This is a genomic window from Brevundimonas sp. AVps23W (genome assembly GCF_058681395.1).
Genome location: NZ_CM178738.1, coordinates 2446077 through 2466695, shown reverse-complemented (window position 1 = coordinate 2466695; position 20619 = coordinate 2446077). Strand labels below are relative to the sequence as shown.

General features: G+C 66.2%; 22 protein-coding genes. 14 read left to right on the top strand and 8 right to left on the bottom strand.

The features are described from left to right. Window positions 1–55: 55 nt before the first annotated feature. Window positions 56–253, top strand: a complete 198-nt coding sequence (gene thiS / locus ACW177_RS11985; protein ID WP_492025920.1) for a sulfur carrier protein ThiS — start codon at window positions 56–58, stop codon at window positions 251–253. Here thiS and ACW177_RS11980 read toward each other — a convergent pair whose 3' ends face one another. Both ACW177_RS11980 and ACW177_RS11975 read right to left on the bottom strand, forming a co-directional pair. Beyond that, the gene (locus tag ACW177_RS11980; protein ID WP_492025919.1) at window positions 254–631 is read right to left on the bottom strand and encodes a type II toxin-antitoxin system VapC family toxin; all 378 of its coding nucleotides are present in this window, start codon (window positions 629–631) and stop codon (window positions 254–256) included. Between the two features lie 5 nt (window positions 632–636). Then, complete coding sequence (locus ACW177_RS11975) at window positions 637–906, bottom strand: type II toxin-antitoxin system Phd/YefM family antitoxin (protein ID WP_492025918.1); 270 nt, start codon at window positions 904–906, stop codon at window positions 637–639. A gap of 115 nt (window positions 907–1021) precedes the next feature. Here ACW177_RS11975 and ACW177_RS11970 point away from each other — a divergent pair, with 115 nt between their 5' ends. Beyond that, window positions 1022–1804, top strand: a complete 783-nt coding sequence (locus ACW177_RS11970; protein WP_035305070.1) for a HisA/HisF-related TIM barrel protein — start codon at window positions 1022–1024, stop codon at window positions 1802–1804. Window positions 1805–2183: 379 nt separating this feature from the next. Here the strand turns inward: ACW177_RS11970 and ACW177_RS11965 are convergent, their stop codons facing one another. Beyond that, window positions 2184–2939, bottom strand: a complete 756-nt coding sequence (locus tag ACW177_RS11965) for a tRNA1(Val) (adenine(37)-N6)-methyltransferase (RefSeq protein ID WP_492025917.1) — start codon at window positions 2937–2939, stop codon at window positions 2184–2186. Window positions 2940–3062: 123 nt separating this feature from the next. Here ACW177_RS11965 and ACW177_RS11960 point away from each other — a divergent pair, with 123 nt between their 5' ends. Then, window positions 3063–4079 (top strand): polyprenyl synthetase family protein, encoded by a 1017-nt coding sequence (locus tag ACW177_RS11960; RefSeq protein WP_492025916.1) that lies wholly within the window; start codon window positions 3063–3065, stop codon window positions 4077–4079. After that, a complete protein-coding gene (locus ACW177_RS11955) occupies window positions 4069–4725 on the top strand; it encodes a squalene/phytoene synthase family protein (protein WP_492025915.1) in 657 nt (218 codons plus the stop codon). The genes ACW177_RS11960 and ACW177_RS11955 overlap by 11 nt, the downstream gene beginning before the upstream one ends. Here the strand turns inward: ACW177_RS11955 and ACW177_RS11950 are convergent. Both ACW177_RS11950 and trmFO read right to left on the bottom strand, forming a co-directional pair. Continuing rightward, on the bottom strand, window positions 4722–5189 hold the full coding sequence (locus ACW177_RS11950) for a DUF2867 domain-containing protein (protein WP_492025914.1): 468 nt from the start codon (window positions 5187–5189) through the stop codon (window positions 4722–4724). The two genes, ACW177_RS11955 and ACW177_RS11950, sit on opposite strands and share 4 nt — an antisense overlap. Before the next feature lie 31 nt (window positions 5190–5220). After that, entirely contained in the window at window positions 5221–6636 is a 1416-nt protein-coding gene (gene trmFO / locus ACW177_RS11945; RefSeq protein WP_492025913.1) for a methylenetetrahydrofolate--tRNA-(uracil(54)-C(5))-methyltransferase (FADH(2)-oxidizing) TrmFO, read from the bottom strand. Between the two features lie 76 nt (window positions 6637–6712). Here trmFO and ACW177_RS11940 point away from each other — a divergent pair, with 76 nt between their 5' ends. The 3 genes from ACW177_RS11940 to ACW177_RS11930 all read left to right on the top strand — a co-directional run bounded on the left by ACW177_RS11940 (window position 6713) and on the right by ACW177_RS11930 (window position 9441). Beyond that, window positions 6713–7507 carry a hypothetical protein gene (locus tag ACW177_RS11940; protein ID WP_492025912.1) on the top strand — a complete coding sequence of 265 codons (795 nt, stop codon included), beginning with the start codon at window positions 6713–6715 and terminating at the stop codon, window positions 7505–7507. A 72-nt stretch (window positions 7508–7579) separates the two neighbouring features. Beyond that, on the top strand, window positions 7580–8461 hold the full coding sequence (locus ACW177_RS11935) for a hypothetical protein (RefSeq protein WP_492025911.1): 882 nt from the start codon (window positions 7580–7582) through the stop codon (window positions 8459–8461). Between the two features lie 29 nt (window positions 8462–8490). Further along, complete coding sequence (locus tag ACW177_RS11930; protein ID WP_492025910.1) at window positions 8491–9441, top strand: CPBP family intramembrane glutamic endopeptidase; 951 nt, start codon at window positions 8491–8493, stop codon at window positions 9439–9441. A 9-nt stretch (window positions 9442–9450) separates the two neighbouring features. On the opposite strand, the gene uvrA is transcribed toward ACW177_RS11930, so the two are convergent. Further along, complete coding sequence (uvrA, locus tag ACW177_RS11925) at window positions 9451–12408, bottom strand: excinuclease ABC subunit UvrA (RefSeq protein ID WP_492025909.1); 2958 nt, start codon at window positions 12406–12408, stop codon at window positions 9451–9453. A gap of 130 nt (window positions 12409–12538) precedes the next feature. Here uvrA and ACW177_RS11920 point away from each other — a divergent pair, with 130 nt between their 5' ends. Both ACW177_RS11920 and ACW177_RS11915 read left to right on the top strand, forming a co-directional pair. Further along, window positions 12539–12781, top strand: a complete 243-nt coding sequence (locus ACW177_RS11920; protein ID WP_492025908.1) for a hypothetical protein — start codon at window positions 12539–12541, stop codon at window positions 12779–12781. Then, window positions 12778–13065, top strand: a complete 288-nt coding sequence (locus ACW177_RS11915) for a type II toxin-antitoxin system RelE/ParE family toxin (RefSeq protein WP_492025907.1) — start codon at window positions 12778–12780, stop codon at window positions 13063–13065. The genes ACW177_RS11920 and ACW177_RS11915 overlap by 4 nt, the downstream gene beginning before the upstream one ends. A 1-nt stretch (window position 13066) precedes the next feature. On the opposite strand, the gene ACW177_RS11910 is transcribed toward ACW177_RS11915, so the two are convergent. Further along, window positions 13067–13561, bottom strand: coding sequence for a group III truncated hemoglobin (locus ACW177_RS11910; protein ID WP_492025906.1), 495 nt, complete (start codon window positions 13559–13561; stop codon window positions 13067–13069). 204 nt (window positions 13562–13765) lie between these two features. On the opposite strand from ACW177_RS11910, the gene ACW177_RS11905 reads away from it, so the two are divergent. Continuing rightward, the gene (locus tag ACW177_RS11905) at window positions 13766–15373 is read left to right on the top strand and encodes an ABC-F family ATP-binding cassette domain-containing protein (RefSeq protein WP_492025905.1); all 1608 of its coding nucleotides are present in this window, start codon (window positions 13766–13768) and stop codon (window positions 15371–15373) included. On the opposite strand, the gene ACW177_RS11900 is transcribed toward ACW177_RS11905, so the two are convergent. Next, window positions 15370–15819, bottom strand: coding sequence for a tRNA (cytidine(34)-2'-O)-methyltransferase (locus ACW177_RS11900; protein WP_492025904.1), 450 nt, complete (start codon window positions 15817–15819; stop codon window positions 15370–15372). The two genes, ACW177_RS11905 and ACW177_RS11900, sit on opposite strands and share 4 nt — an antisense overlap. Window positions 15820–16014: 195 nt before the next feature. Between ACW177_RS11900 and petA the strand changes: the two genes are divergently transcribed. The 4 genes from petA to ACW177_RS11880 all read left to right on the top strand — a co-directional run bounded on the left by petA (window position 16015) and on the right by ACW177_RS11880 (window position 20591). Next, window positions 16015–16557 (top strand): ubiquinol-cytochrome c reductase iron-sulfur subunit, encoded by a 543-nt coding sequence (petA, locus tag ACW177_RS11895; RefSeq protein WP_267515909.1) that lies wholly within the window; start codon window positions 16015–16017, stop codon window positions 16555–16557. A gap of 16 nt (window positions 16558–16573) precedes the next feature. Further along, a complete protein-coding gene (locus tag ACW177_RS11890; protein WP_492025903.1) occupies window positions 16574–17902 on the top strand; it encodes a cytochrome b in 1329 nt (442 codons plus the stop codon). 5 nt (window positions 17903–17907) lie between these two features. Further along, window positions 17908–18780, top strand: coding sequence for a cytochrome c1 (locus tag ACW177_RS11885; RefSeq protein ID WP_492025902.1), 873 nt, complete (start codon window positions 17908–17910; stop codon window positions 18778–18780). A gap of 152 nt (window positions 18781–18932) precedes the next feature. Beyond that, complete coding sequence (locus tag ACW177_RS11880; protein ID WP_492025901.1) at window positions 18933–20591, top strand: M28 family metallopeptidase; 1659 nt, start codon at window positions 18933–18935, stop codon at window positions 20589–20591. The last annotated feature ends 28 nt before the right edge of the window (window positions 20592–20619 follow it).

Here is a 20619-nt window from a genome sequence, read left to right as displayed (position 1 = left end):
CGGAGTGAAAGCCAACCCTTTCACCCCGCGCATTTACGACATCGAGGCAGACGGTTTGCATATCCAAGTCAACGGCGATCCACGCGAGGTCTATGCGACGACCGTGACGGAACTGGTCCAGGAACTAGCGCTGGACCCCCGCAAGGTGGCGGTCGAGCGTAATCTGGAGATCGTGCCCCGGTCGCTGCACGCCGTCACCGCCCTGGCCGAGGGGGACCGGATCGAACTGGTCCAGTTCGTCGGCGGCGGGTGATCAGACCTTGAGGATGGGGCCGGGGTAGAAGGCGATCTGCCGGTCGGCCGTCAGCAGTCGCATGCCTTCGGCCATGGCCTGGGCGATAAGCAGCCGGTCGAACGGGTCGCGGTGGATCAGCGGCAATCCTGCCAGTTCCAGCGCGTGCAGGCTGGTCACCGGAATTTCCTCATAACCCGCGTCCAGCAACTGGCGGCGGAAGACCAGGGCGTCCACGTCGAAGTCAGGTCGCTTCAGGCCGTGCTTGACGACGACCTCCCAGATATTGACCGCGCTGAACACCAGTTGATTGTCGGGATCGGCCATCAAGGCTTCCGCCTTGACGGGAAGCCGTGCACGATCCTCCGACGCCCAGAGCAGCAGGTGGGTGTCGATCAACAGCCTCATTGGCCGTCGTCGCCCTCGTGAACGCCTTCGCCATAGAACATCGCCTCGATTTCGGCCTGACCCATGGTGTCGAAGTCGTCGGGAATTTTCATCTGGCCGCGCATGAAACCGAACCGACGCGAAGTGTCGATCGGCGTCTCTTCAATGGGGACCAGTTTGGCCACGGGCTTGCCCGCCTTGGCGATGGTGATGGTTTCACCCTTGGCCGCACGGTCCAGCAGGCGCGACAGGTGGGTCTTGGCCTCGTGGACGTTGACCGTTTCCATGTGTCGCTCCGGGTGAACTTAGTCCACTTAGTCTAGTCCATCGGGGCCCATCTCGCAACGCGGCGTGATCGATCCGCCCTTTCGCATCGTCCCCGACAGGACTAGGTCACCACCCATGACCGATACAGCACCCGAAACCTGGTCCGTCGCCGGCCGCACCTTTACCTCGCGCCTGATCGTGGGCACCGGCAAATACGCCGACTATGCCCAGAACGCCGCCGCCGCCGAGGCGGCGGGGGCCGAGATCGTGACCGTGGCCGTGCGCCGGGTGAATCTGACCGATCCCAACCAGCCGATGCTGGTCGACTATGTGAAGCCCGACCGGTTCACCTTCCTGCCCAACACCGCCGGCTGTTTCACCGGCGAGGATGCGGTGCGGACCCTGCGCCTGGCGCGCGAGGCGGGGGGATGGAGCCTGGTCAAGCTGGAGGTGCTGTCCAACACCGCCCACCTCTATCCCGACATGATCGAGACGTTGCGGGCGCTGGACCTGCTGATCAAGGACGGGTTCGACGTCATGGTCTATTGCACCGACGACGTGGTCATGGCCAAGCGGCTGGAAGACGCCGGGGCCGCCGCCATCATGCCGGCCGCCGCGCCGATCGGCTCAGGCCTGGGCATCCAGAACGAGGTCAATGTGCGGCTGATCGTCGAACAGGCCAAGGTGCCGGTTCTGGTGGACGCTGGCGTGGGTACGGCCTCGGACGCGACCCGGGCGATGGAGCTGGGCTGCGACGCCGTGCTGATGAACACCGCCATCGCCGGGGCCAAGGATCCGATCAGGATGGCGCGGGCGATGAAGCATGCGGTGATCGCGGGGCGCGACGCCTATCTGGCGGGGCGGATGCCGAAGCGGATGTATGCGGACCCGTCGTCGCCGTTGGCGGGGTTGATCTAGGTAAACCGACCCTCTCCCGCCGGGAGAGGGCTTGAGCGCCCGAGAGCGTCAGCGATCGGTCTTGCGCGAAAGGGTGAGGGGCGCGGTGGTGCGAACTGGCCCACCGGCGGACCCCTCATCCGGCCCTTCGGGCCACCTTCTCCCGCAAGGGGAGAAGGAGAGTCGGTGGGCCCCATCGCGCACAATGACGCTGGTTCCGTCCCAGGGTTTTCAACCGCTTGCCTGTTTCTTGCGCCGTCGTTCCCACCGGGGTTCGCCGCGCCCGTAAAATGCGCCCCATGACCCACGACGGCGCCATCTCAATGCATAGTCTGTCGCTTTGGCGGTTTGGCGCTTTTGGCGCTTTGTCACCCTGTTTTTACGACAGGGCGTCAGACGCTCACCAATCCAGCGCCGCCTCGCCCCTCAGGATCGCCTCGGCCTCGGGCGTGTGTTTCGCCCCGGAACGGTCGTGCAGCACCAGGGGCGGCAGCAGGCGCAGGGGCGCCTTGCCGGTCTTGATCGCCTGGACCAGCACCCGCTTGGCCGGTTGGTCGGCGAACGGCTGGACCGGGCGGATGGCGAAGGACCCGGCCTTTTCGCCCAGCAGGGCCAGCAGGTCCGCCAGACGGTCGGCCCGGTGGATGATCACGATCCGGCCCCCCTCGCGCACCGCTTTCAGCAGCAGGCCGGTCCAGGCGGACAGGCCGTCGTCGGCCATCCAGGCGCCCTGTTTGCCCGGCGCCGGCGCGCGCAGGGCGCCGGGATCGTCGAAGAAGGGCGGGTTCGACACGGCCCAGTCGAAGGGCGTCAGGTCCAGGGCTCGGAACCCCGCCGCCACGTCGCCGGTCAGGATGGTCGTGCGATCCCCAAACCCGTTCAGCGCCGCATTCTCGCGCGCCAGATCAGCGGCGAGCGAATCGCGCTCCAGCCCCGTCAGCGAAGCCCCTTCGTGACGTGCGGCGATCTGCATCAGCACGCCCCCGGCGCCGCAGCCCGCCTCGAACAGCCGCTCGCCTCGCCTGGGCGCGACGGCGGCGGCCAGCAGGGCGGCGTCCATGCCCGCTCGATAACCCCGTGCGGGTTGCCGCAAGCGCACGCGGCCGTTCAGCAGGGCGTTCTCCACGACTTCCGGCGCGGCGGGGACCGTGTCCAAACCTCAATCTCCTTGACCCTCCGGGGGTCGATCACCATTGTGCGCGCCATCGCGATCCGGCAAGCGGACGCGGTCGGAATTAGCTGCGCGGCGGACGTCGCGCGACGTGTGAAAGAGTATCCCTTGGACGCAGTCCTCGCCGCCTCTCCCCGTCCGAAGGGGGATGTGAACGCCCTCGTCCGGCTGGCCGGATCCGACATGGCCGAGGTGGATGCGTTGATCATCGATCGGATGCAATCCGATGTGCCGATCATTCCCAAACTGGCCGAACACCTGGTTTCGGCCGGCGGCAAGCGTTTGCGGCCCCTGCTGACGGTCGCCGCTGCAAGGGCGTCTGGCGCGCAGGGCGATATCCTCTCGCCCAAGAAGCTGGCCGCTGCGGTCGAGTTCATTCACACCGCCACCCTGTTGCACGACGACATCGTCGATGCGTCTGAACTGCGTCGCGGCAAGGTCGCGGCCCACCTGATCTGGGGCGCGCCGACCAGCGTCCTGGTCGGCGACTTCCTGTTCGCCCGCGCCTTCGAATTGATGGTCGAGACCGATTCGATGCGGGCCCTGGGCATCCTGGCCCAGGCGTCGCGGGTGATCTCGGAAGGGGAGGTGCTGCAACTGACGCGCGCCCACGACCTGAACCTGGACCAGGCCACCTATCTGCAGATTATCTCGGCCAAGACCGCCGAACTGTTCGCCGCCGCCGCCGAGGCGGGGGCCGTGGGCGTCGGCGCCGATGCGGCTGCGACCGCCGCCCTGCGCGACTATGGCATGGCGCTGGGCATCGCCTTCCAACTGGCCGACGACGCTCTGGATTATGGCGCGACCGCCGAGGCCCTGGGCAAGAACGCCGGCGACGACTTCAACGAGGGCAAGGCCACCCTGCCGCTGCTGCTGGCCGTGGCCCGCACCCGGGGCCGCGAGGACGATTTCTGGGAGCGGACCGTGACCAAGGGCGAACGCACGCCCGAGGATTTCGCCCGCGCCCGCGAACTGGTCGTCGGTTCCGGCGCCATCGGCGCGACTCTGGATCTGGCCGGCGACTATGCCGATCAGGCCAAGGCCGCCCTGTCGGTCCTGCCGGCGTCCGACTGGCGCGCGGCCCTGGAAGACCTGGCGGATTTCGCCGTTTCGCGTGCCGCCTGAATCTGATCCGGCGGCGACGGTCGCGGCGAGTCTTGACGCCCAGGTTCGCGCCGCCGATCTGGACCGCTGGCTGTCCAGCCGCCTGGTCGCCGACGACCGCGCCCGCGCCGACCTGATCACGCTGTACGCCTTCGAGGCCGAGCTGATGTCCATCCCCACGCGGGTGACCCAGCCCCTGCTGGCCGAGATGCGCTACACTTGGTGGGCCGAGCAGATGGACGGGGTCTTCGCCGGGATCCCCCGCAAGGGCCATCCGGTGCTGGAGGCCCTGACCGACCTGGTCGCCCGCCACGCCCTGGACCGCGCCCCCTTCGACGCCCTGATCGAAGCCCATATCGGCCGCGTCCACGGCCAACCCCACGACCTGGACGCCTTCTACGTCGGCCCGATGCAGACGGCGGTCCATGTGCTGGCCGGGTCGGGCCATGCGGACAAGGTGGTTGAGGCGGGTCGGGTGCGGGGGCTGGGGCAGGTCGGTCGCGCGGAGGAAGCGAAGGCGGGGCGCCCCAAGGCCAACGCAGCGCTGAAGAGCTTGCCGGCGGAGGCTTTCCCGGCCGTCGCCCCGGCGACATGTGTCTGGCAGGATGAACCCGAGCCGCTCAAACGCCTGCGGCTTCTCTGGGCGACATTGCGGGGCCGGATCTAGATTTCCATCTGCCGGGCCATCAAACGGCGGACGATCCTTTTGTGAGCAGGACCGATTAGACCGATATAGGCCCTTCCGGCCCAACCATGACGATCCACCAATGTCGCGACCCGCATCTGCCGCGGGGCCGTCGGCAGCAGGGTGACCAGAATTCGAAAATCGAGATGGCTGTCGTTGAAGCCCAGAACGATTTCGTCGGGGGTTTCGGAAACGACGGGAAACCCCGTCTCGCCGCCAAGCGTAAATGTCGCTGGCTTGAGGCCGGCCAAGGCCGCCAGTCGGTTGCGCAACGCCAACAACGCCGTCGGCCAACCGCCGCCCTGCCGCAGCATCTGTTTCAGCGCCGCCCGCGCGTTGGTCGCCGTCGTTTCCGTCGCGAAGGCGTCGCCCCAATCGGCCTGTGGAAGGGCAGGGTGCGGCATCAAGGCCGGCACAGAGCGGATGAGGGACGAAGCCTGCGGCATGGAGTAATCCTTAGGCTCTTCCCTCAAGCGGTCATGTGGACAGATTGTCCTGCCTTTCACCGTCCCGCCACGCTTTCAGGCTCTCCATCGCGCGGATGCTCATCAGACGCTTCTTGGCCCGGCCGCGTTCCTTCAGCGGGATCTTCTTGCCCTCTTCGTCGACCTTGGGCGCCTCCAGCGGGGGCAGGAGGCCGTAGTTGATGTTCATCGGCTGGAATTTCGAGCCTTCCAGATGTCCGCCGGTGATGTGTTCAACCAAGGCGCCCATGGCCGTTTCGGGCGGCGGAGCGGCAAGGTCGCGGCCCAAAGCCTGGGCGGCGGCGAGGCGGCCGGTCAGCAGGCCCATGGCCGCGCTTTCGACATAGCCTTCGACGCCGGTCACCTGGCCGGCGAAGCGCAGGCGGGGCATGGCCTTGAGCCGCAGCTGCTTGTCCAGCAGCTGGGGGCTGTTCAGATAGGTGTTGCGGTGCAGGCCGCCCAGACGCGCGAATTGGGCGTTCTGGAGGCCGGGGATCATGCGGAAGACCTCGGCCTGAGCCCCGTGCTTCAGCTTGGTCTGGAAGCCGACCATGTTGAACAATGTACCCAGCGCATTGTCCTGACGCAGCTGGACGATGGCGTAGGACTTGACCAGCGGGTCGCGCGGATTGGTCAGGCCGACCGGCTTCATCGGGCCGTGACGCAGGGTCTCGCGGCCGCGTTCGGCCATGACTTCGATGGGCAGGCAGCCGTCGAAATAGGGGACGTGTTCCCAGTCCTTGAACTCGGCCTTGGGGCCGTTCAGCAGGGCGTCGATGAAGGCCTCGTACTGGGGCTTGTCCATCGGGCAGTTGACGTAGGCGGCGGCGTCTCCGCCCGGGCCTTCCTTGTCATAGCGCGACTGACGCCAGGCGATGTCGAAGTCGATGCTGTCGGCATGGACGATGGGGGCGATGGCGTCGAAGAAGCTGAGGCTTTCCTCGCCCGTCGCCTTCAGGATCGCCTCGGCCAGGGCGGGCGAGGTCAGGGGGCCGGTGGCGACGATGACATTGTCCCACTCCTGCGGCGGCAGGCCCGCGATCTCCTCGCGCACGATGGTGACCAGCGGATGGGCCGTCAGTTTCGCCGTCACGGCTTCGGAGAAGGCGTCGCGGTCCACGGCCAGGGCGCCGCCCGCCGGCACCTGATTGACGTCGCCGCAGGCCATGATGATCGAGTCCAGCGCCCGCATCTCGGCGTGCAACAGGCCGACGGCGTTGTATTCCCAATCGTCCGACCGGAAGGAGTTGGAGCAGACCAGTTCGGCCAGGCCGTCGGTCTGGTGTGCGTCGGTCTTCACGCCGGGCACGCCGCGCATCTCGTGCAGGATGACGGGCACGCCGGCCTGGGCGATCTGCCAGGCGGCCTCCGAGCCGGCGAGGCCGCCGCCGATGACGTGAACGGGGGAAGGAGAGGGGGAAGCAGTCATCGCGGCCTTCTAGCCGCCGTCTGGCGTGATGTCATGATCCCCTGCTATGTCGGCGTGGGGATATGGGGGCGTGAGCGTGAGCAGTCATCGTCATCTACGGCTGGGCGACGCCCTGTCGGTGGCCTTCGCCGGGCTTCCACGCGCCTGGAAGGGCGCCTGGGGCGCGATCCTGGTCGGAGTTCTGGTGTGGAGTTCGGCCTGGCTGGCGCTGGGGGCGGTCAGTATGATCTGGGCGCCTTTCGGTCTGGTCGCGAGCCTGACGCTGATCGGAGGCCTGACGCGGATCGCCATCAGCGATGACCGGCAAGCGGCGAAGCGATTGGGGCTGGGGCCGGCGGGGTTGCAGTTTCGTATGCCCGAGTTTCGCCTGCTGGGGGCCGCCCTGTTGTGCGCGGTCTTCATGGCCATGATCCTGTCGGTCGTCGCTCTGTTGCTGCTGGCCGTGTTCGGCATGGCGGGCCTGGACGCCGAGGCGATCAACCAGCGGAACTGGCCGGCTGTCGGGCCGGTTTGGAAGCTGGTGCTGCTGGCGGTCGTGACCCTGCTGGCCCTCTATGGCGTGCTGGTGATGGTCGTGCGGCTGTCGCTGTTCGCCCCGGCGACCCTGGGGCGGGGGCACATGGTCTCACTGAACAGCATGGGGATCGCACAGGGCAGTTTCTGGCCGTTGCTGGGCGGACTGGTCGTCGTCGGCCTGCCTAAGGTCGTGCTGCTGGTTCTGGCGGGTGGAGGCTTTCTATCGGGCGTCGTCGGCTGGATCGTGTGGGCCGTTGTGCTGTGCGGCCTCGAGGCGCCGCTGACGACAGGTTTCCTCGGCGCCGCCTATCGCCAGTTGGAGTACTGGACGCCGCACGAGCGTTCCGGAGGCTGACGCTTATTTGCCCGATGAGACGCGATGGCGGCTATGGTCTAGAGTTAGGAAGAATCTGGTCTGGAGTCCGTGATGAGTTTTTCCGCCACTGAAGCGGCGTTCGAAGGTTTCCGGGTGGTTCGTCGCCACCCGATGACCGCCCTGTTCTGGGGGCTGGCCTATCTGGTCCTGTTCCTGGGCATGTTCGGTCTGGGAGCGGGGCAGTGGGCGGCGATCATGGCTTCGGCGGAGGTGATCGAGCAGTCGTCGAACCCGTCGCCTGAAGACCTGATGGCCCTGGGCCGCGCCTATGCGGGTCTGTTCGTCTGGCTCGCGCCCCTGGGCCTGATCGTCGGGGCCGTGCTCAGCGCGGCGGTGGCGCGGTCCGTCTTACGTCCAACGGAGAGCGCCTGGGGCTATCTGCGCCTCGGGATGGACGAATTGCGGGTGTTGGCGGTCACGGTTGCGATCGCTGTGATCCTCGGTCTGACCAACGGGGTGTTGTTCCTGCCTGTGGGCGTCCTGTTCGGGATCGGAGCGGCGTCGGGACAGGCGGTGATGTTCCTGCTCGCCCTCATTCTTATGCTGGCGGCCATCGGCCTGAGCATCTGGCTGTCGGTCAAATTCTGTCTGGCCGTGCCCATCACGGTGGATCGGCGCAAGATCAGCCTGTTTGAATCCTTCGCAGCGACCAAGGGGGAGTTCTGGCCCCTTCTGGGCATGGCCCTTCTGGCCGTCGTTATGAGCTTCGTCGTCAGCATCCTGGGCACGATCATCAGCGCGGGAACCGATCTGGCGACGGGCGGCGTTTCCAGCCTGTCGCGTTTCGACGGCCTGACCACCGTCGAGGTCCTGATTCAGGCCTGGCCCGCCATTCTGGTGTGGTCGGTGGTCAACGCCGTTCTTTCAGCCCTCCAATTGGCGGTGCTGTACGCGCCGTTTTCGGCGGCTTGGCAGGGACTTCGGGAACGCTGAGCGTTCGGGACTAACAGGGGGAAGACGAAATGGCGGGGATTGAGCTTTACGCGCCGAGGACGCCGCGCCATCGGCGCACCTGGACGGCGGCCGCCCTGGTGCTGGCGGTGGTCTTCATCGCCCTGGGCCAGACCATCACTGCTGTTCCCGGCATCATGCTGGGGCTGATGACGATGGATGGACCGGCCGGTGGATGGATAGGCAACGCCTATATGCTCGCAGGGTTTGCGGTCATCGCCCTAGTCACCCTTGCCTGGGTCGCGCTGTTCGAACGTCGCGGCCTGGCGACCATCGGTTTCAACGGCTCGGGCCTGAAGCGTTTCCTGCGGGGGTATGGCATAGGCTTGGCCTTCCTGCTGGCGGTCGTGGGCGGGATTGCGGCCCTGGGCGGCTATCGGATCGAGAGCGGCGGCGTCTTCACCGCGCCGTCGATACCGGCGGCTCTCGGACCCATTATCGTGCTGATGTTCGGCTTCATCATCCAGGGGTCGACCGAAGAGATCGTGACGCGCGGCTGGCTGATGCAAGTCATAACGTCCCGCCATGGGTTGGGCTGGGGCATTGGGCTGAGCGCGGGCCTGTTCGGCCTGTTGCACGCCGCCAACATCAAGCCGTCGCCAGAACTGGTGATGGGGGTGACGAACGTGATGCTGTTCGGCGTCTTCATCGGCCTGTACGCCGCCCGTGAAGGGTCGCTGTGGGGCGTGTGCGGCTGGCACGCGGCCTGGAACTGGCTGCTGGGCTTGGGTTTCGGCCTGGAGGTGTCGGGCCAGGTGGTCAGGACCAAGCCCCTGATCCTCGACCTAGCCACGCGGACGGAACTGCCGTGGTGGCTCACCGGCGCCGCCTTCGGGCCGGAAGGTAGTGTCGTGACGACGGCCGTCTTGCTGATCGGCTCGACCGTGCTGGCGGTGCGCGGACGCAGCGAGGACTACGGCGTCACCGGCGCCGTCACCAGCGCCACGACGCTGGAGCCCTGACCCGGGCTTCTAGGCCGAGGCCTTCGCCCGCTTTTTCTTCACCGGTTCGACCGCCGAGTCGCCGACCGATCCGCCCAAGGCCGCGACCCGCGCCTTGCGGCGGGTCTCATGCCGGTCCAGCACCTCCTTGAGGTATTTGCCGGTCCAGCTTGCGCTGTTGTCGGCCACCTGTTCCGGCGTGCCGACCGCGACGATCTCTCCGCCGCCGTCGCCGCCTTCGGGGCCGAAGTCGAGCAGATAGTCGGCGACCTTGATGACATCGAGATTGTGCTCGATCACCACGATGGTGTTGCCGGCCTCGACCAGTTCCTGAAGCACCTCAAGCAGTTTGCGGGTGTCCTCGAAATGCAGGCCGGTGGTCGGCTCGTCGAGGATATAGAGGGTGCGGCCGGTGGCGCGTTTGGACAGTTCCTTGGACAGCTTGACCCGCTGGGCCTCGCCGCCGGACAGGGTGGTCGCCGGCTGGCCCACCTTGACGTAGCCCAGGCCTACCCGCTCCAGCGTCAGCATCTTGTCGCGGATCGGCGGCACGGCCTTGAAGAAGGTCGCCGCCTCCTCGACCGTCATGTCCAGCACGTCCGAGATGGACTTGCCCTTGAACACGATCTCAAGCGTTTCGCGGTTGTAGCGTTTGCCCTTGCAGACGTCGCAGGTGACATAGACGTCGGGCAGGAAGTGCATCTCGATCTTAATGACGCCGTCGCCTTGGCAGGCCTCGCACCGGCCGCCCTTGACGTTGAAGCTGAACCGGCCGGGGCCGTAGCCGCGGGCCTTGGACTCCGGCAGACCGGCGTACCAGTCGCGGATCGGGCCGAAGGCGCCGGTGTAGGTGGCGGGGTTCGAGCGCGGCGTGCGGCCGATCGGCGACTGGTCGATGTCGATGACCTTGTCGAAATGCTCCAGCCCCTCGATCCGGTCGAAGGGGGCGGGGGCCTCGGACGCATTGTTCAGGCGGCGCGCGGCGGCCTTGTACAGGGTCTCGATGGTGAAGGTCGATTTGCCGCCGCCGGACACGCCGGTGATGCAGGTGAAGACGCCGACGGGGATCTCGCCCGTGACGCTCTTAAGGTTGTTGCCGCTGGCGCCGCTGATCTTCAGCATCCGCTTGCGGTCGATGGGGCGGCGGCCGTCGGCGGGGATTTCGATCTCGCGCTCGCCGGTCAGGTATTTGCCGGTAAGGCTGTTGGGATTGGCCATGACCTCGGCCGGCGTGCCCTCGGCGCAGACCATACCGCCGTGGACGCCGGCGGCCGGGCCCATGTCGATGACATAGTCGGCGGTCAGGATGGCTTCCTCGTCATGCTCGACCACCAGCACCGAATTGCCCAGGTCACGCAGCCCCTTCAGGCTTTCCAGCAGGCGGGTGTTGTCGCGCTGGTGCAGGCCGATGGAGGGCTCGTCCAGCACATAGAGGACGCCGGTTAGGCCCGAGCCGATCTGTGACGCCAGGCGGATGCGCTGGCTCTCGCCGCCTGACAGTGTGCCGGACGAGCGGGACAGATTCAGATAGTCGAGGCCGACATTGTTCAGGAACCGCAGTCGGTCGCATATCTCCTTCAGGATGCGCCGGGCGATCTCCATCTGCTTCTCGGTCAGACTCTCTTCCAGGGTCGAGAACCACAGATAGGCCTTGGAAATCGACAGGGTGGAGATGTCGGCGATATCCTCGCCGCCGACCTTGACCGCCAGGGCCTCGGGCTTCAGCCGCTTGCCGTGGCAGGCGTCGCAAGGGGTCTCGGACTGATAGCGGGCCAGTTCCTCGCGCACCCAGGCGCTGTCGGTCTCGCGCCAGCGGCGCTCCAGGTTCGGCAGCACGCCCTCGAACGGCTTGGAGACCTCGTATTTGCGGGCGTTGTCGTCGTAGGTGAATTTGATCTTTTCGGCGCCGGTTCCGTACAGGATGGCCTTGTGCGCCGAAGCTGGAAGCTCGCGCCAAGCCACGTCCATCGAGAAGCCGTAGTGGCGGCTGAGCGACTGCAGCGTCTGGGTATAGAGAGGCGAGGGGCCGCGCGCCCAGGGGGCGACGGCGCCCTTGTGCAGGCTCTTGTCGCGATCCGGGATCACCAGATCGGCGTCGAAGGCCAGCTTGACCCCCAGGCCGTCGCAGACCGGGCAGGCGCCGAAGGGATTGTTGAAAGAGAACAGCCGCGGCTCGATCTCGGAGATGGTGAAGCCGGACACCGGACAGGCGAACCGTTCGGAGAACAGCAGGCTGCGCGGCGCGGTCTCGCCCTCGGCCACGCTGGCCCACTCGGCGTTGGCGATGCCGTCGGCCAGGCCGAGCGCGGTCTGAAGACTGTCGGCGTAGCGGGCTTCCTGATCAGGCTTGGTGACGATCCGGTCCACGACGATGTCGATGTCGTGTTTGAACTTCTTGTCCAGCGTCGGGGCTTCGTCGATGGGATAGAACTGGCCGTCGATCTTCAGTCGCTGGAAGCCCTGTCGCTGCCACTCGGCGATTTCCTTCCTGTATTCGCCCTTGCGGCCCCGAACGACGGGGGCCAGCAGTAGGATACGTTCGCCGTCCGGCAGGGCCGTCAGTTTGTCGACCATCTGGCTAATGGTCTGGCTTTCGATTGGCAGGCCCGTGGCCGGCGAATAGGGCACGCCGACCCGCGCCCACAGCAGGCGCATATAGTCGTGAATCTCGGTCACCGTGCCGACGGTCGAGCGCGGATTCTTGGACGTCGTCTTCTGTTCGATGGAGATGGCCGGGGACAGACCCTCGATCAGGTCCACGTCCGGTTTGCCCATCAGTTCCAGGAACTGGCGCGCATAGGCCGACAGGCTTTCGACATAGCGGCGCTGCCCCTCGGCGTAGATGGTGTCGAAGGCCAGGGAGGATTTGCCCGAGCCCGACAGCCCGGTCATCACCACCAGCTGCTCGCGAGGGATGTCGAGGTCCACGCCCTTGAGATTATGCTCGCGAGCGCCGCGAACGCGGATGAAGTTGTGCTTTTCGGTCATGCTGTCCGGGAACGCGGGTAGGGCCGGGCGGGTCCGGCGCGACATCGCTATATGGGGATGAATCGCGCGATTGAAGCAAGAACAATGTGCGAACATTGCAGCTGTTGTCCGCGTGAGATATTGTTGCGCCATGGCTGACGGGTTCGACATCCATCTCGATGAGGATCAGGCCCGCAAGCTGAAGGCGGCGGCTGAGGCGGCGGGCGTGGACCCGACGGCTTTTGCGCTCGACTTGATCGCTTTGGGGACCCAGCCCGACTGGGCTGAGGACGAACGTCGCTTTGCCGAATATGAGCGGACGGGAGAGTTCGTCAGCCCCGAGGAGTGGTTGGGCGGGTTACGTGAAATGATCGACGATAAGTTCAAGGCGTGACTGTCAAGGTTCGCCTGTCGAGACTGTCTCTCGTCGATAGGGAGCGAATATTTCTTTTTCTGGCGGAGGCAGATCGAGCGGCGGCCTATCGCGCCTTGGACCTGCTGGCGCAGGGCTTTGAGGACATCGCAGCTTTCCCGCAGATCGGGCGAGCGGCGCCCAAGGGTTATCGATGTCTGGTGCTTCGGTTCGGTAGGGGCGGCTATGAGATCCGATATCGTCTGGTCGATGATCAGGCTTTGGTCACCCGCATCTTTCATACATGCGAAGATAGGTCCGCTTAAGCTACTCCGGCGTCCACGCCTGCGTCGGCCGAACGAACCGTTCGCCCTTGGCCAGCATCACCCCGCTAGCGGTGGCGATCCCAAGCTCCAGGCTTTGCGCGATGCGGCGAGCGCGCTCGATGAAATGGTCTGCGGCGACGGGCGGGCACAGGTCGCGGGCCGTCTCGACGAAAACCTCCAGCCAGCGATCGAAATGGCGGGCGTCGATGGGCAGCGGCAGGTGTTTCGGCATAGGTCGCCCCTGATAGACCCCGGTCGACAGGGCGACGGACGACCAGAACAGTTTCATCTGCGCCAGGTGCGGCGCCCAGTCGGTGATACGGTCAGCGAAGATCGGGCCGATCAGGCGGTCGTCACGGACGCGGGCGTAGAAGCCCTCGACCAGGGCGTCGATCATCGCCTCATCTATACCGGTCTCGTCGCGCAGGCGCTGAACAGCGGCGTCGCGACGGGCGGCGCCGCCGGCGGGGTCTTCGATGCGGAAACGGCTTTCCATAGGGCGGGGAATAGCCGGGCGTTGAAGATCGCGCCACTGGACGATCCGCCCAACCTCACGCGGGCGTGTTCGACGCCAGACTTGCGCATTGCAGGATTACGACCCATCCTCCTTGTTCTGACGCGTTTGCAGAAGGTTTGACGATCATGATCATCGCATTGGCCACCGGTTCCGCCCTGTCCGCCATGCTGCTCGTGATCCTCCATGCCAATCAGCCCAAGCCGAAGCGCGTCCCCATCCGCGCTCGCGACCCTCGACAAGGTCGCCGCTAGAACGCCCGCCGGCGTTACGCTTTTCGATAATCTGAGCCTTACGTTCGGGCCGGAGCGCACCGGCGTCGTCGGTCGCAACGGGGCGGGCAAGAGTACGCTGCTGCGTTTGATCTCGGGCGACCTGTCGCCGGCCGAGGGCGCGGTGACGCGCGTCGGGACGATCGGCATGCTGGATCAGCGCCATGATCCGGCGCCCGAAGAGACGGTCGCCGAGACGCTGGGTGTCGGCGAAGCCCTGGCGGTGATCGCGCGGATTCTGGGCGGCGGGGGCGACGCCGAAGATTTGGCGGCCGCCGACTGGACGTTGGAGCTGCGGATCGCCGAGGTCCTGGCCGAGGTCGGATTGGCGGCTTTGTCCATGGACCGGGCCACGATCAGCCTGAGTGGCGGCGAACGGACCCGACTGCGGCTCGCCGGCCTGTTGCTGGCGCGGCCGGACCTGATCCTTTTGGACGAGCCGACCAACCATCTGGATGTCGAGGCGCGGCGACGGGTCGCCGAGGTGCTGAGCCGCTGGGAGGGCGGGGCGGTGGTGGTTAGCCATGACCGTGATCTGCTCCGGCGCATGGACCGGATCGTCGAGGTCTCCAGCCTGGGCGTGAGTGTCCATGGCGGCAACTACGACCTTTACGCCGAGCGCAAGACGACCGAGCGCGCGGCGGCGGAACGCGATCTGGCCGGCGCCGAACGGATGGCCGCTCGCGTGGGCGCGGACGCCCAGCGTCGCACGGAGATGAAAGCGCGACGCGACGCAGCCGGACGGCGCAAGGCCGCCAAGGGCGACATGCCGAAGATCCTGATCGGCGCCAGAGCGGAGCGGGCCGAGAACAGCGGCGCCGGTGACCGGCTGATGGCGGCGCGGCAAGCTGCAGAGGCGGAGGCGGCCCTGGCCACGGCGCGCGAGCGGGTGGAGCGCACCCGCGCCCTGTCGATTCCCATGCCATCGAGCGGCCTGGCGTCAGGCCGGACCTTGTTGGTGCTGGACGATGCGACTTGGGAGACGCCGCAGGGGCGCGCTGTGGTGGGGCCGGTCAGCCTGCGGCTGGCGGGGCCGGAACGGGTCGCGATCACGGGGCCGAACGGGGCCGGCAAGACGACCCTGCTGCGACTGATCCATGGGGCGCTGGAACCGACGAGGGGGCGGGTGGCACGGTCGGGCCGAGCGGTGCTGCTGGATCAGGAGGCTGCGATTCTGAAACCGGATGAAACCCTGGTCGAGGCCTGGCGACGGCTCAATCCTGAGGGCTCGGTCAACGACGCCCAGGCGGCGCTGGCGCGGTTCCTGTTTCGGAACGTGGCGGCGCACCGGGAAGTCGGCGAGTTGTCGGGCGGCGAGCGGCTGCGGGCGGCCCTGGCCTGTGTCATGACCGGGGCGGCGGCGCAGCTGCTGATTCTGGACGAGCCGACCAATCATCTGGACCTCGACTCGGTGGCCGCCGTGGAAGGCGCGCTGCGAGCCTATGACGGCGCCCTGGTCGTAGTCAGTCATGACGCCGACTTTCTGGACGCCATAGGGATCCAGCGGACGATCGCCCTCTAGCCGACCCCGCCCGTCTGCCGCAGCCCCTCCCACAGGGCGATTCCCGCGGTGACGGACAGGTTCAGCGAACGGGCTTCAGGGCGCAGCGGAATCACCACGCGGGCGTCGACGGCGGCGTGGACATAGTCGGGCGCGCCGGAGGTTTCCTTACCGAACAGAAGCGTGTCGTCGGCTTGGAAGACGAAATCGGGCAGGGGCTTGGCCCCTCGTGTGGTGAACAGAATCAGCCGTCCAGTGGGGCGGTCGCGTTGAAACGCGTCCCAGTCCGCATGGCGGCGCATATGCGACAGGGGGCCGTAATCCAGGGCCGCCCGCTTCATGGCGCGGTCGTCGAAACGGAAGCCTGTAGGCTCCACGACGTGCAGTTCGACACCGAAACAGGCGGAGAGCCGGATGCAGGCGCCGACGTTCTGAGGAATGTCAGGTTGAAAAAGGGCGAGACGCATTCTAAGCCCTAGATATACGCGGCCTGGGGATTTGTCGCGGTCTTATTTGCGAACGTTTCGCAAGAAACGTCAGTGACTTGTGGTCATGGACTGCAAATACAGGCCGAGGGGAATACTGGGTCTCGTTTTTAGGGTTCGTGCCGCAAAAGAGGAACGCCAATACAGGCGCGCCCGGCGGTCTTCGAGAGGTGAAACGTGGCCGAGACGGGTGTGATTCCGGAAGGCGAGGGCGATCCGAATCGCCGCGACTTCATCCATATCGCAGCGGGCGCCGCTGCGGTCGGCGCTGGGGCGATGATCGCCTGGCCGCTGATCAATCAGATGAACCCCGCCGCCGACACCCTGGCACTGGCTTCGATCGAATTCGATCTGACCAAGGTTCAGGAAGGCCAGCAGGTCGTCATCAAATGGCAGGGCAAGCCGGTGTTCGTGCGGTATCGCACCCCGGCCGAATTGCAGCGTGTTATCGCCGACGACCATGCACCGGGTCTGAAACAGCCCCAAACCGATGCAGAGCGCACCAAGCCGGGCCACGAGAAATATCTGGTCGTGGTCGGATCCTGCACCCACCTGGGCTGCGTGCCGACCTTCGGGGCCGGTGACTATGGCGGCTGGTTCTGTCCCTGCCACGGTTCGCACTATGATGCATCCGGGCGGATCAGGAAGGGGCCCGCGCCTCTGAACCTGGTGGTGCCGGACTACGAATTCGCGTCCGACACTCGCGTCAAGATCGGGTGAGGGCAAGGGGGAGGAAATGAGCGAACACGAATCCACCTACGTCCCGAAAACGGGCGTCGAAAAGTGGCTGGACACCCGGCTGCCGATCATCCGCTTCGGCGCCGACTACATGTCGCTGCCGACACCCAGAAACCTGAACTACTGGTGGACCTTCGGCGCCATCCTGGCCCTGTGCCTGGTGACGCAGATCGTCACCGGCATTGTTCTGGCCATGCACTATACGCCGAACGTCGATCTGGCCTTCGCCTCGGTCGAGCGGATCATGCGTGACGTCAACGGCGGCTGGCTGATCCGCTATGTCCACGCCAACGGCGCCTCGATGTTCTTCATCGCCGTTTATCTGCACATGCTGCGGGGGCTGTACTACGGCTCGTACAAGGCGCCGCGCGAGATGATCTGGATCATCGGCTGCGTGATCTTCTTCCTGATGATCGCCACCGCCTTCCTGGGTTACGTCCTGCCCTGGGGCCAGATGTCGTTCTGGGGCGCCGAAGTGATCACCAATCTGATCGGGGCTATTCCGGGCATCGGCGAGCCGATCCTGATCTGGCTGCGCGGCGGTCCGGCGATCGACAATGCCACGCTGAACCGGTTCTTCTCGCTGCACTATCTGCTGCCGTTCGCCATACTGGGCTGCGTCGTCCTGCACCTGTGGGCCCTGCACACGGCGGGTCAGAACAATCCCGTCGGCATCCTGATCCCCAAGGAGCGGACGGCGAAGGACATGCTGCCCTTCCACCCCTATTTCACGCTGAAGGACGGGTTCGCGATCATCCTGTTCATGATCCTGTTCGCGATCTTCGTCTTCTATCAGCCGAACGCCCTGGGTCACGCCGACAACTATATTCCGGCCAACCCGCTGCAGACGCCGGCGCACATCGTGCCCGAGTGGTACATGCTGCCCTTCTACGCCATCCTGCGCGCCATCCCGGACAAGTTCGGCGGCGTGGTGGCGATGTTCAGCGCCATCGGCGTGCTGTTCGTCCTGCCCTGGCTGGATACGTCCAAGGTGCGGTCGATGCGCTATCGGCCGACCATGCGGACCTTCTTCTTCATCTTCCTGGTGGTCGGCGTCGGCCTGGGCTGGTGCGGTGGTCAGCTGCCGGACGCCCCGGTCATTCCGGGTGTTGCGGGCTTCAATTTCTGGGACGGCAACATCAACTCCTATCTGTGGCTGACGCGGCTGTTCACGGTCTACTACTTCGTCTTCTTCGTGTTCATCATGCCGTTCGTCGGTTGGAAGGAGACGCCCCTGCCGATCCCGGCGACCATTTCCGAGCCGGTCCTGACGGGTGCGGACGCGATGCCGGCGCTCGCTCCGGCCTCGCCTGAGAAGAAGGGGTGAGGGCCATGATGACCGTGAAAATCAACGCCTCAATGTCCAGGCTCATCGCGTCTGCGGCCGTAGCTTTCGGCCTGCTGGCCGCAGCCCCGGCCCTGGCCGCCGGCGGTGCGGCCCATCCCCGTTCGGGCGGGTTCAGCTTCGAAGGTCCGTTCGGGGTCTATGACCAGGGGCAACTGCAGCGCGGCTACAAGGTCTATCACGAGGTCTGCGCGGCCTGCCACAGCATGAACCTGATGCACTATCGCAATCTGGGTGATCGCCACGGGCCGTTCTGGAATCCGAAATACCCGAACCCGAATGACAATCCGGTGGTCAAGGCTCTGGCCGCCGAGGTTCAGGTCCCGGATATCGACAGCGAGACCGGGGAAGCGATCCAGCGCGACGCTACGCCGGCCGACAAGTTCCGCAGCCCCTATCCGAACGCCACGGCGGCGGCGGCGGGCAACGGCGGAGCGGCGCCGCCCGATCTGTCGGTGATGGCCAAGGCGCGCCACGACGGCGCCAACTACATCTATTCGCTGCTGTCGGGCTATCGCGCGGCGCCGGCGGGTCTGACCATCCGAGAGGGGCAGCACTATAACCCCTATATGGCCGGGGACCTGACGCCCTTCTGGACGGGCGATCCGCACCATGTGCCGGAGGGGGGCTTCATCGCCATGCCGCCGCCCTTGCAGAACGGCCAGGTCACCTATGACGACGGTTCACCCCAGACGGTGAACCAGTACGCCAAGGATGTGGCCGCCTTCATCGCCTGGACGTCTGAACCGAAGATGGTTGAACGCAAGCAGGCCGGGTTCGGGGTGATCCTGTTCCTGCTGATCTTTGCGGGCGTCACCTACGCCAGCTATCGCCGCGTCTGGAAGGGCGTCGGCCACTAGGCGCCGGTTTACATGACCTGACAATCCGCCCGCCGAAGCCCGCTTCGGCGGGCTTTTGTTTTGCGACAAATGGCGCGTGACATGGAATCGACACGGTGGATTTCGCCCCCTAGGGTCAGCGACTTCATTTCCGGCTGTGGGGCCAAGTGTTCATGCGTATCGTCTCGTCTTTCGCCGCCGTGTTGATGGTCGGCGTCGCCCTTTCCGCCTGCGCCACCGCCGCCCCGGATCAGGTCGCCTCGTCCTTTGACGCCGCCCGGATTTCCGAGGACATCCGCGTCCTGTCGAGCGACGAATTCGAGGGGCGCGGCATCGCCACCCGGGCCGAAGACAAGGTGGTTCAGTATCTGAGCGCGCAGTACGCCGCCGCCGGTTTCGAGCCGGGCGGGCCAAACGGCCAGTGGACCCAGGACGTCATCCTGAACCGGTTCGTCCAGTCCAACGTCCAGGCCTCGCTGAAACTGGGGGACTGGAACCTGCCGATGACCCAGGGGCGGGAAGTGGCGATTTCCACGCGCCGTCCGGCCGAGCACGTCAGCCTGAAGGACGCGCCCCTGGTCTTCGTCGGCTATGGCATCAATGCGCCCGAGCGCCAGTGGAACGACTTCAAGGGCCAGGACCTGCGGGGCAAGATCCTGGTCGTCCTGGTCAATGACGCCGACTTTGAAGAGCCGGCGCTGAATACCTTCGGCGGCAAGGCCATGACCTACTACGGTCGCTGGACCTACAAGTACGAGGAGGCGGCCAAGCACGGCGCTGCGGGCGTTCTGATCGTCCATGAAACGGCGCCGGCTTCGTACGGCTGGGCGACGGTGGCCAATTCGTGGGGCGTGCCGCAGTTCGACATTTTGCGGCCCAATGCGGCGGCCGAGCGCGTGCCGATGGAGGGCTGGATCCAGCGCGATGTGGCGGTGGACCTGTTCCGCCGCGCGGGACTGGATTTCGAGGCGCTGAAGGTCCAGGCGCGCAGCCGCGACTTCCAGCCCGTGGCCCTGACCGGCGCCGGCTTCTCGACCGAGTTCGACGTGGCGACCAACCAGGTCACCAGCCACAATGTCATCGCGCGCCTGCCGGGCACGGCCCATCCGGACGAGACGGTCCTGTACACCGCACACTGGGACCACATCGGCATGGGCGAGCCGGACGCGACGGGCGACCGGATCTTCAACGGCGCCGTCGACAATGCCTCGGGCACGGCCGGCCTGCTGGAACTGGCGCGGATGTATGGGCGCAGCCCCCGCACCGAACGGTCGGTGGTGATGATCAGCTTCACCGGCGAAGAAAGCGGACTGCTGGGTTCGGAATATTACGCGGTCAACCCGGTCTATCCGCTGGCCAAGACGGTGGGCGGCTTCAACATGGATTCGATGAACGTCTACGGCCGCGTCGCCGAGCTGGGCGTCACGGGCTACGGCCAGTCCGACTTCGACGAGCGGCTGGCGGCGGCGATCCAGCCCCAGGGCCGCACCCTGGCGCCGGACTACGAGAACGCGGCCGGCACCTATTATCGTTCGGACCACTTCCCCCTGGCCAAGCGCGGTGTGCCGATGGCCTATGCGGGCAGCCGGGGGGACTTCCGTGACGAGCCGGTCGCCCAGCGTCAGGCCGCGCGCGCCGAATACGGCGCCAAACGCTATCACCAGGCGGCGGACGAATGGTCGGCGGATTGGGACTATAGCGGCATGATCGAGGATCTGACGGTCTTCTATGACGTGGGTCGCGCCCTGGCGAATGGTCGCGACTGGCCGGAGTGGAAGACGGGGTCCGAGTTCGCCCCGGTCCGCGCCACGACGGCGGCTCAACGCCGCTGAGTTTGATCGACAGGCCGAAACCGGGCGA

Bases quoted from the DNA above. Each gene is read 5' to 3' on its own strand.
- trmFO (WP_492025913.1), bottom strand. From the start codon at position 6,636: ATGACTGCTTCCCCCTCTCCTTCCCCCGTTCACGTCATCGGCGGCGGC.
- ACW177_RS11950 (WP_492025914.1), bottom strand. From the start codon at position 5,189: ATGCCGCAGGCTTCGTCCCTCATCCGCTCTGTGCCGGCCTTGATGCCG.
- ACW177_RS11900 (WP_492025904.1), bottom strand. From the start codon at position 15,819: ATGCGTCTCGCCCTTTTTCAACCTGACATTCCTCAGAACGTCGGCGCC.
- ACW177_RS11970 (WP_035305070.1), top strand. From the start codon at position 1,022: ATGACCGATACAGCACCCGAAACCTGGTCCGTCGCCGGCCGCACCTTT.
- ACW177_RS11890 (WP_492025903.1), top strand. From the start codon at position 16,574: ATGAGCGAACACGAATCCACCTACGTCCCGAAAACGGGCGTCGAAAAG.
- ACW177_RS11905 (WP_492025905.1), top strand. From the start codon at position 13,766: ATGCCAATCAGCCCAAGCCGAAGCGCGTCCCCATCCGCGCTCGCGACC.
- ACW177_RS11935 (WP_492025911.1), top strand. From the start codon at position 7,580: ATGAGTTTTTCCGCCACTGAAGCGGCGTTCGAAGGTTTCCGGGTGGTT.
- ACW177_RS11880 (WP_492025901.1), top strand. From the start codon at position 18,933: ATGCGTATCGTCTCGTCTTTCGCCGCCGTGTTGATGGTCGGCGTCGCC.
- ACW177_RS11930 (WP_492025910.1), top strand. From the start codon at position 8,491: ATGGCGGGGATTGAGCTTTACGCGCCGAGGACGCCGCGCCATCGGCGC.
- ACW177_RS11975 (WP_492025918.1), bottom strand. From the start codon at position 906: ATGGAAACGGTCAACGTCCACGAGGCCAAGACCCACCTGTCGCGCCTG.
- ACW177_RS11920 (WP_492025908.1), top strand. From the start codon at position 12,539: ATGGCTGACGGGTTCGACATCCATCTCGATGAGGATCAGGCCCGCAAG.
- uvrA (WP_492025909.1), bottom strand. From the start codon at position 12,408: ATGACCGAAAAGCACAACTTCATCCGCGTTCGCGGCGCTCGCGAGCAT.
- ACW177_RS11910 (WP_492025906.1), bottom strand. From the start codon at position 13,561: ATGGAAAGCCGTTTCCGCATCGAAGACCCCGCCGGCGGCGCCGCCCGT.
- ACW177_RS11885 (WP_492025902.1), top strand. From the start codon at position 17,908: ATGATGACCGTGAAAATCAACGCCTCAATGTCCAGGCTCATCGCGTCT.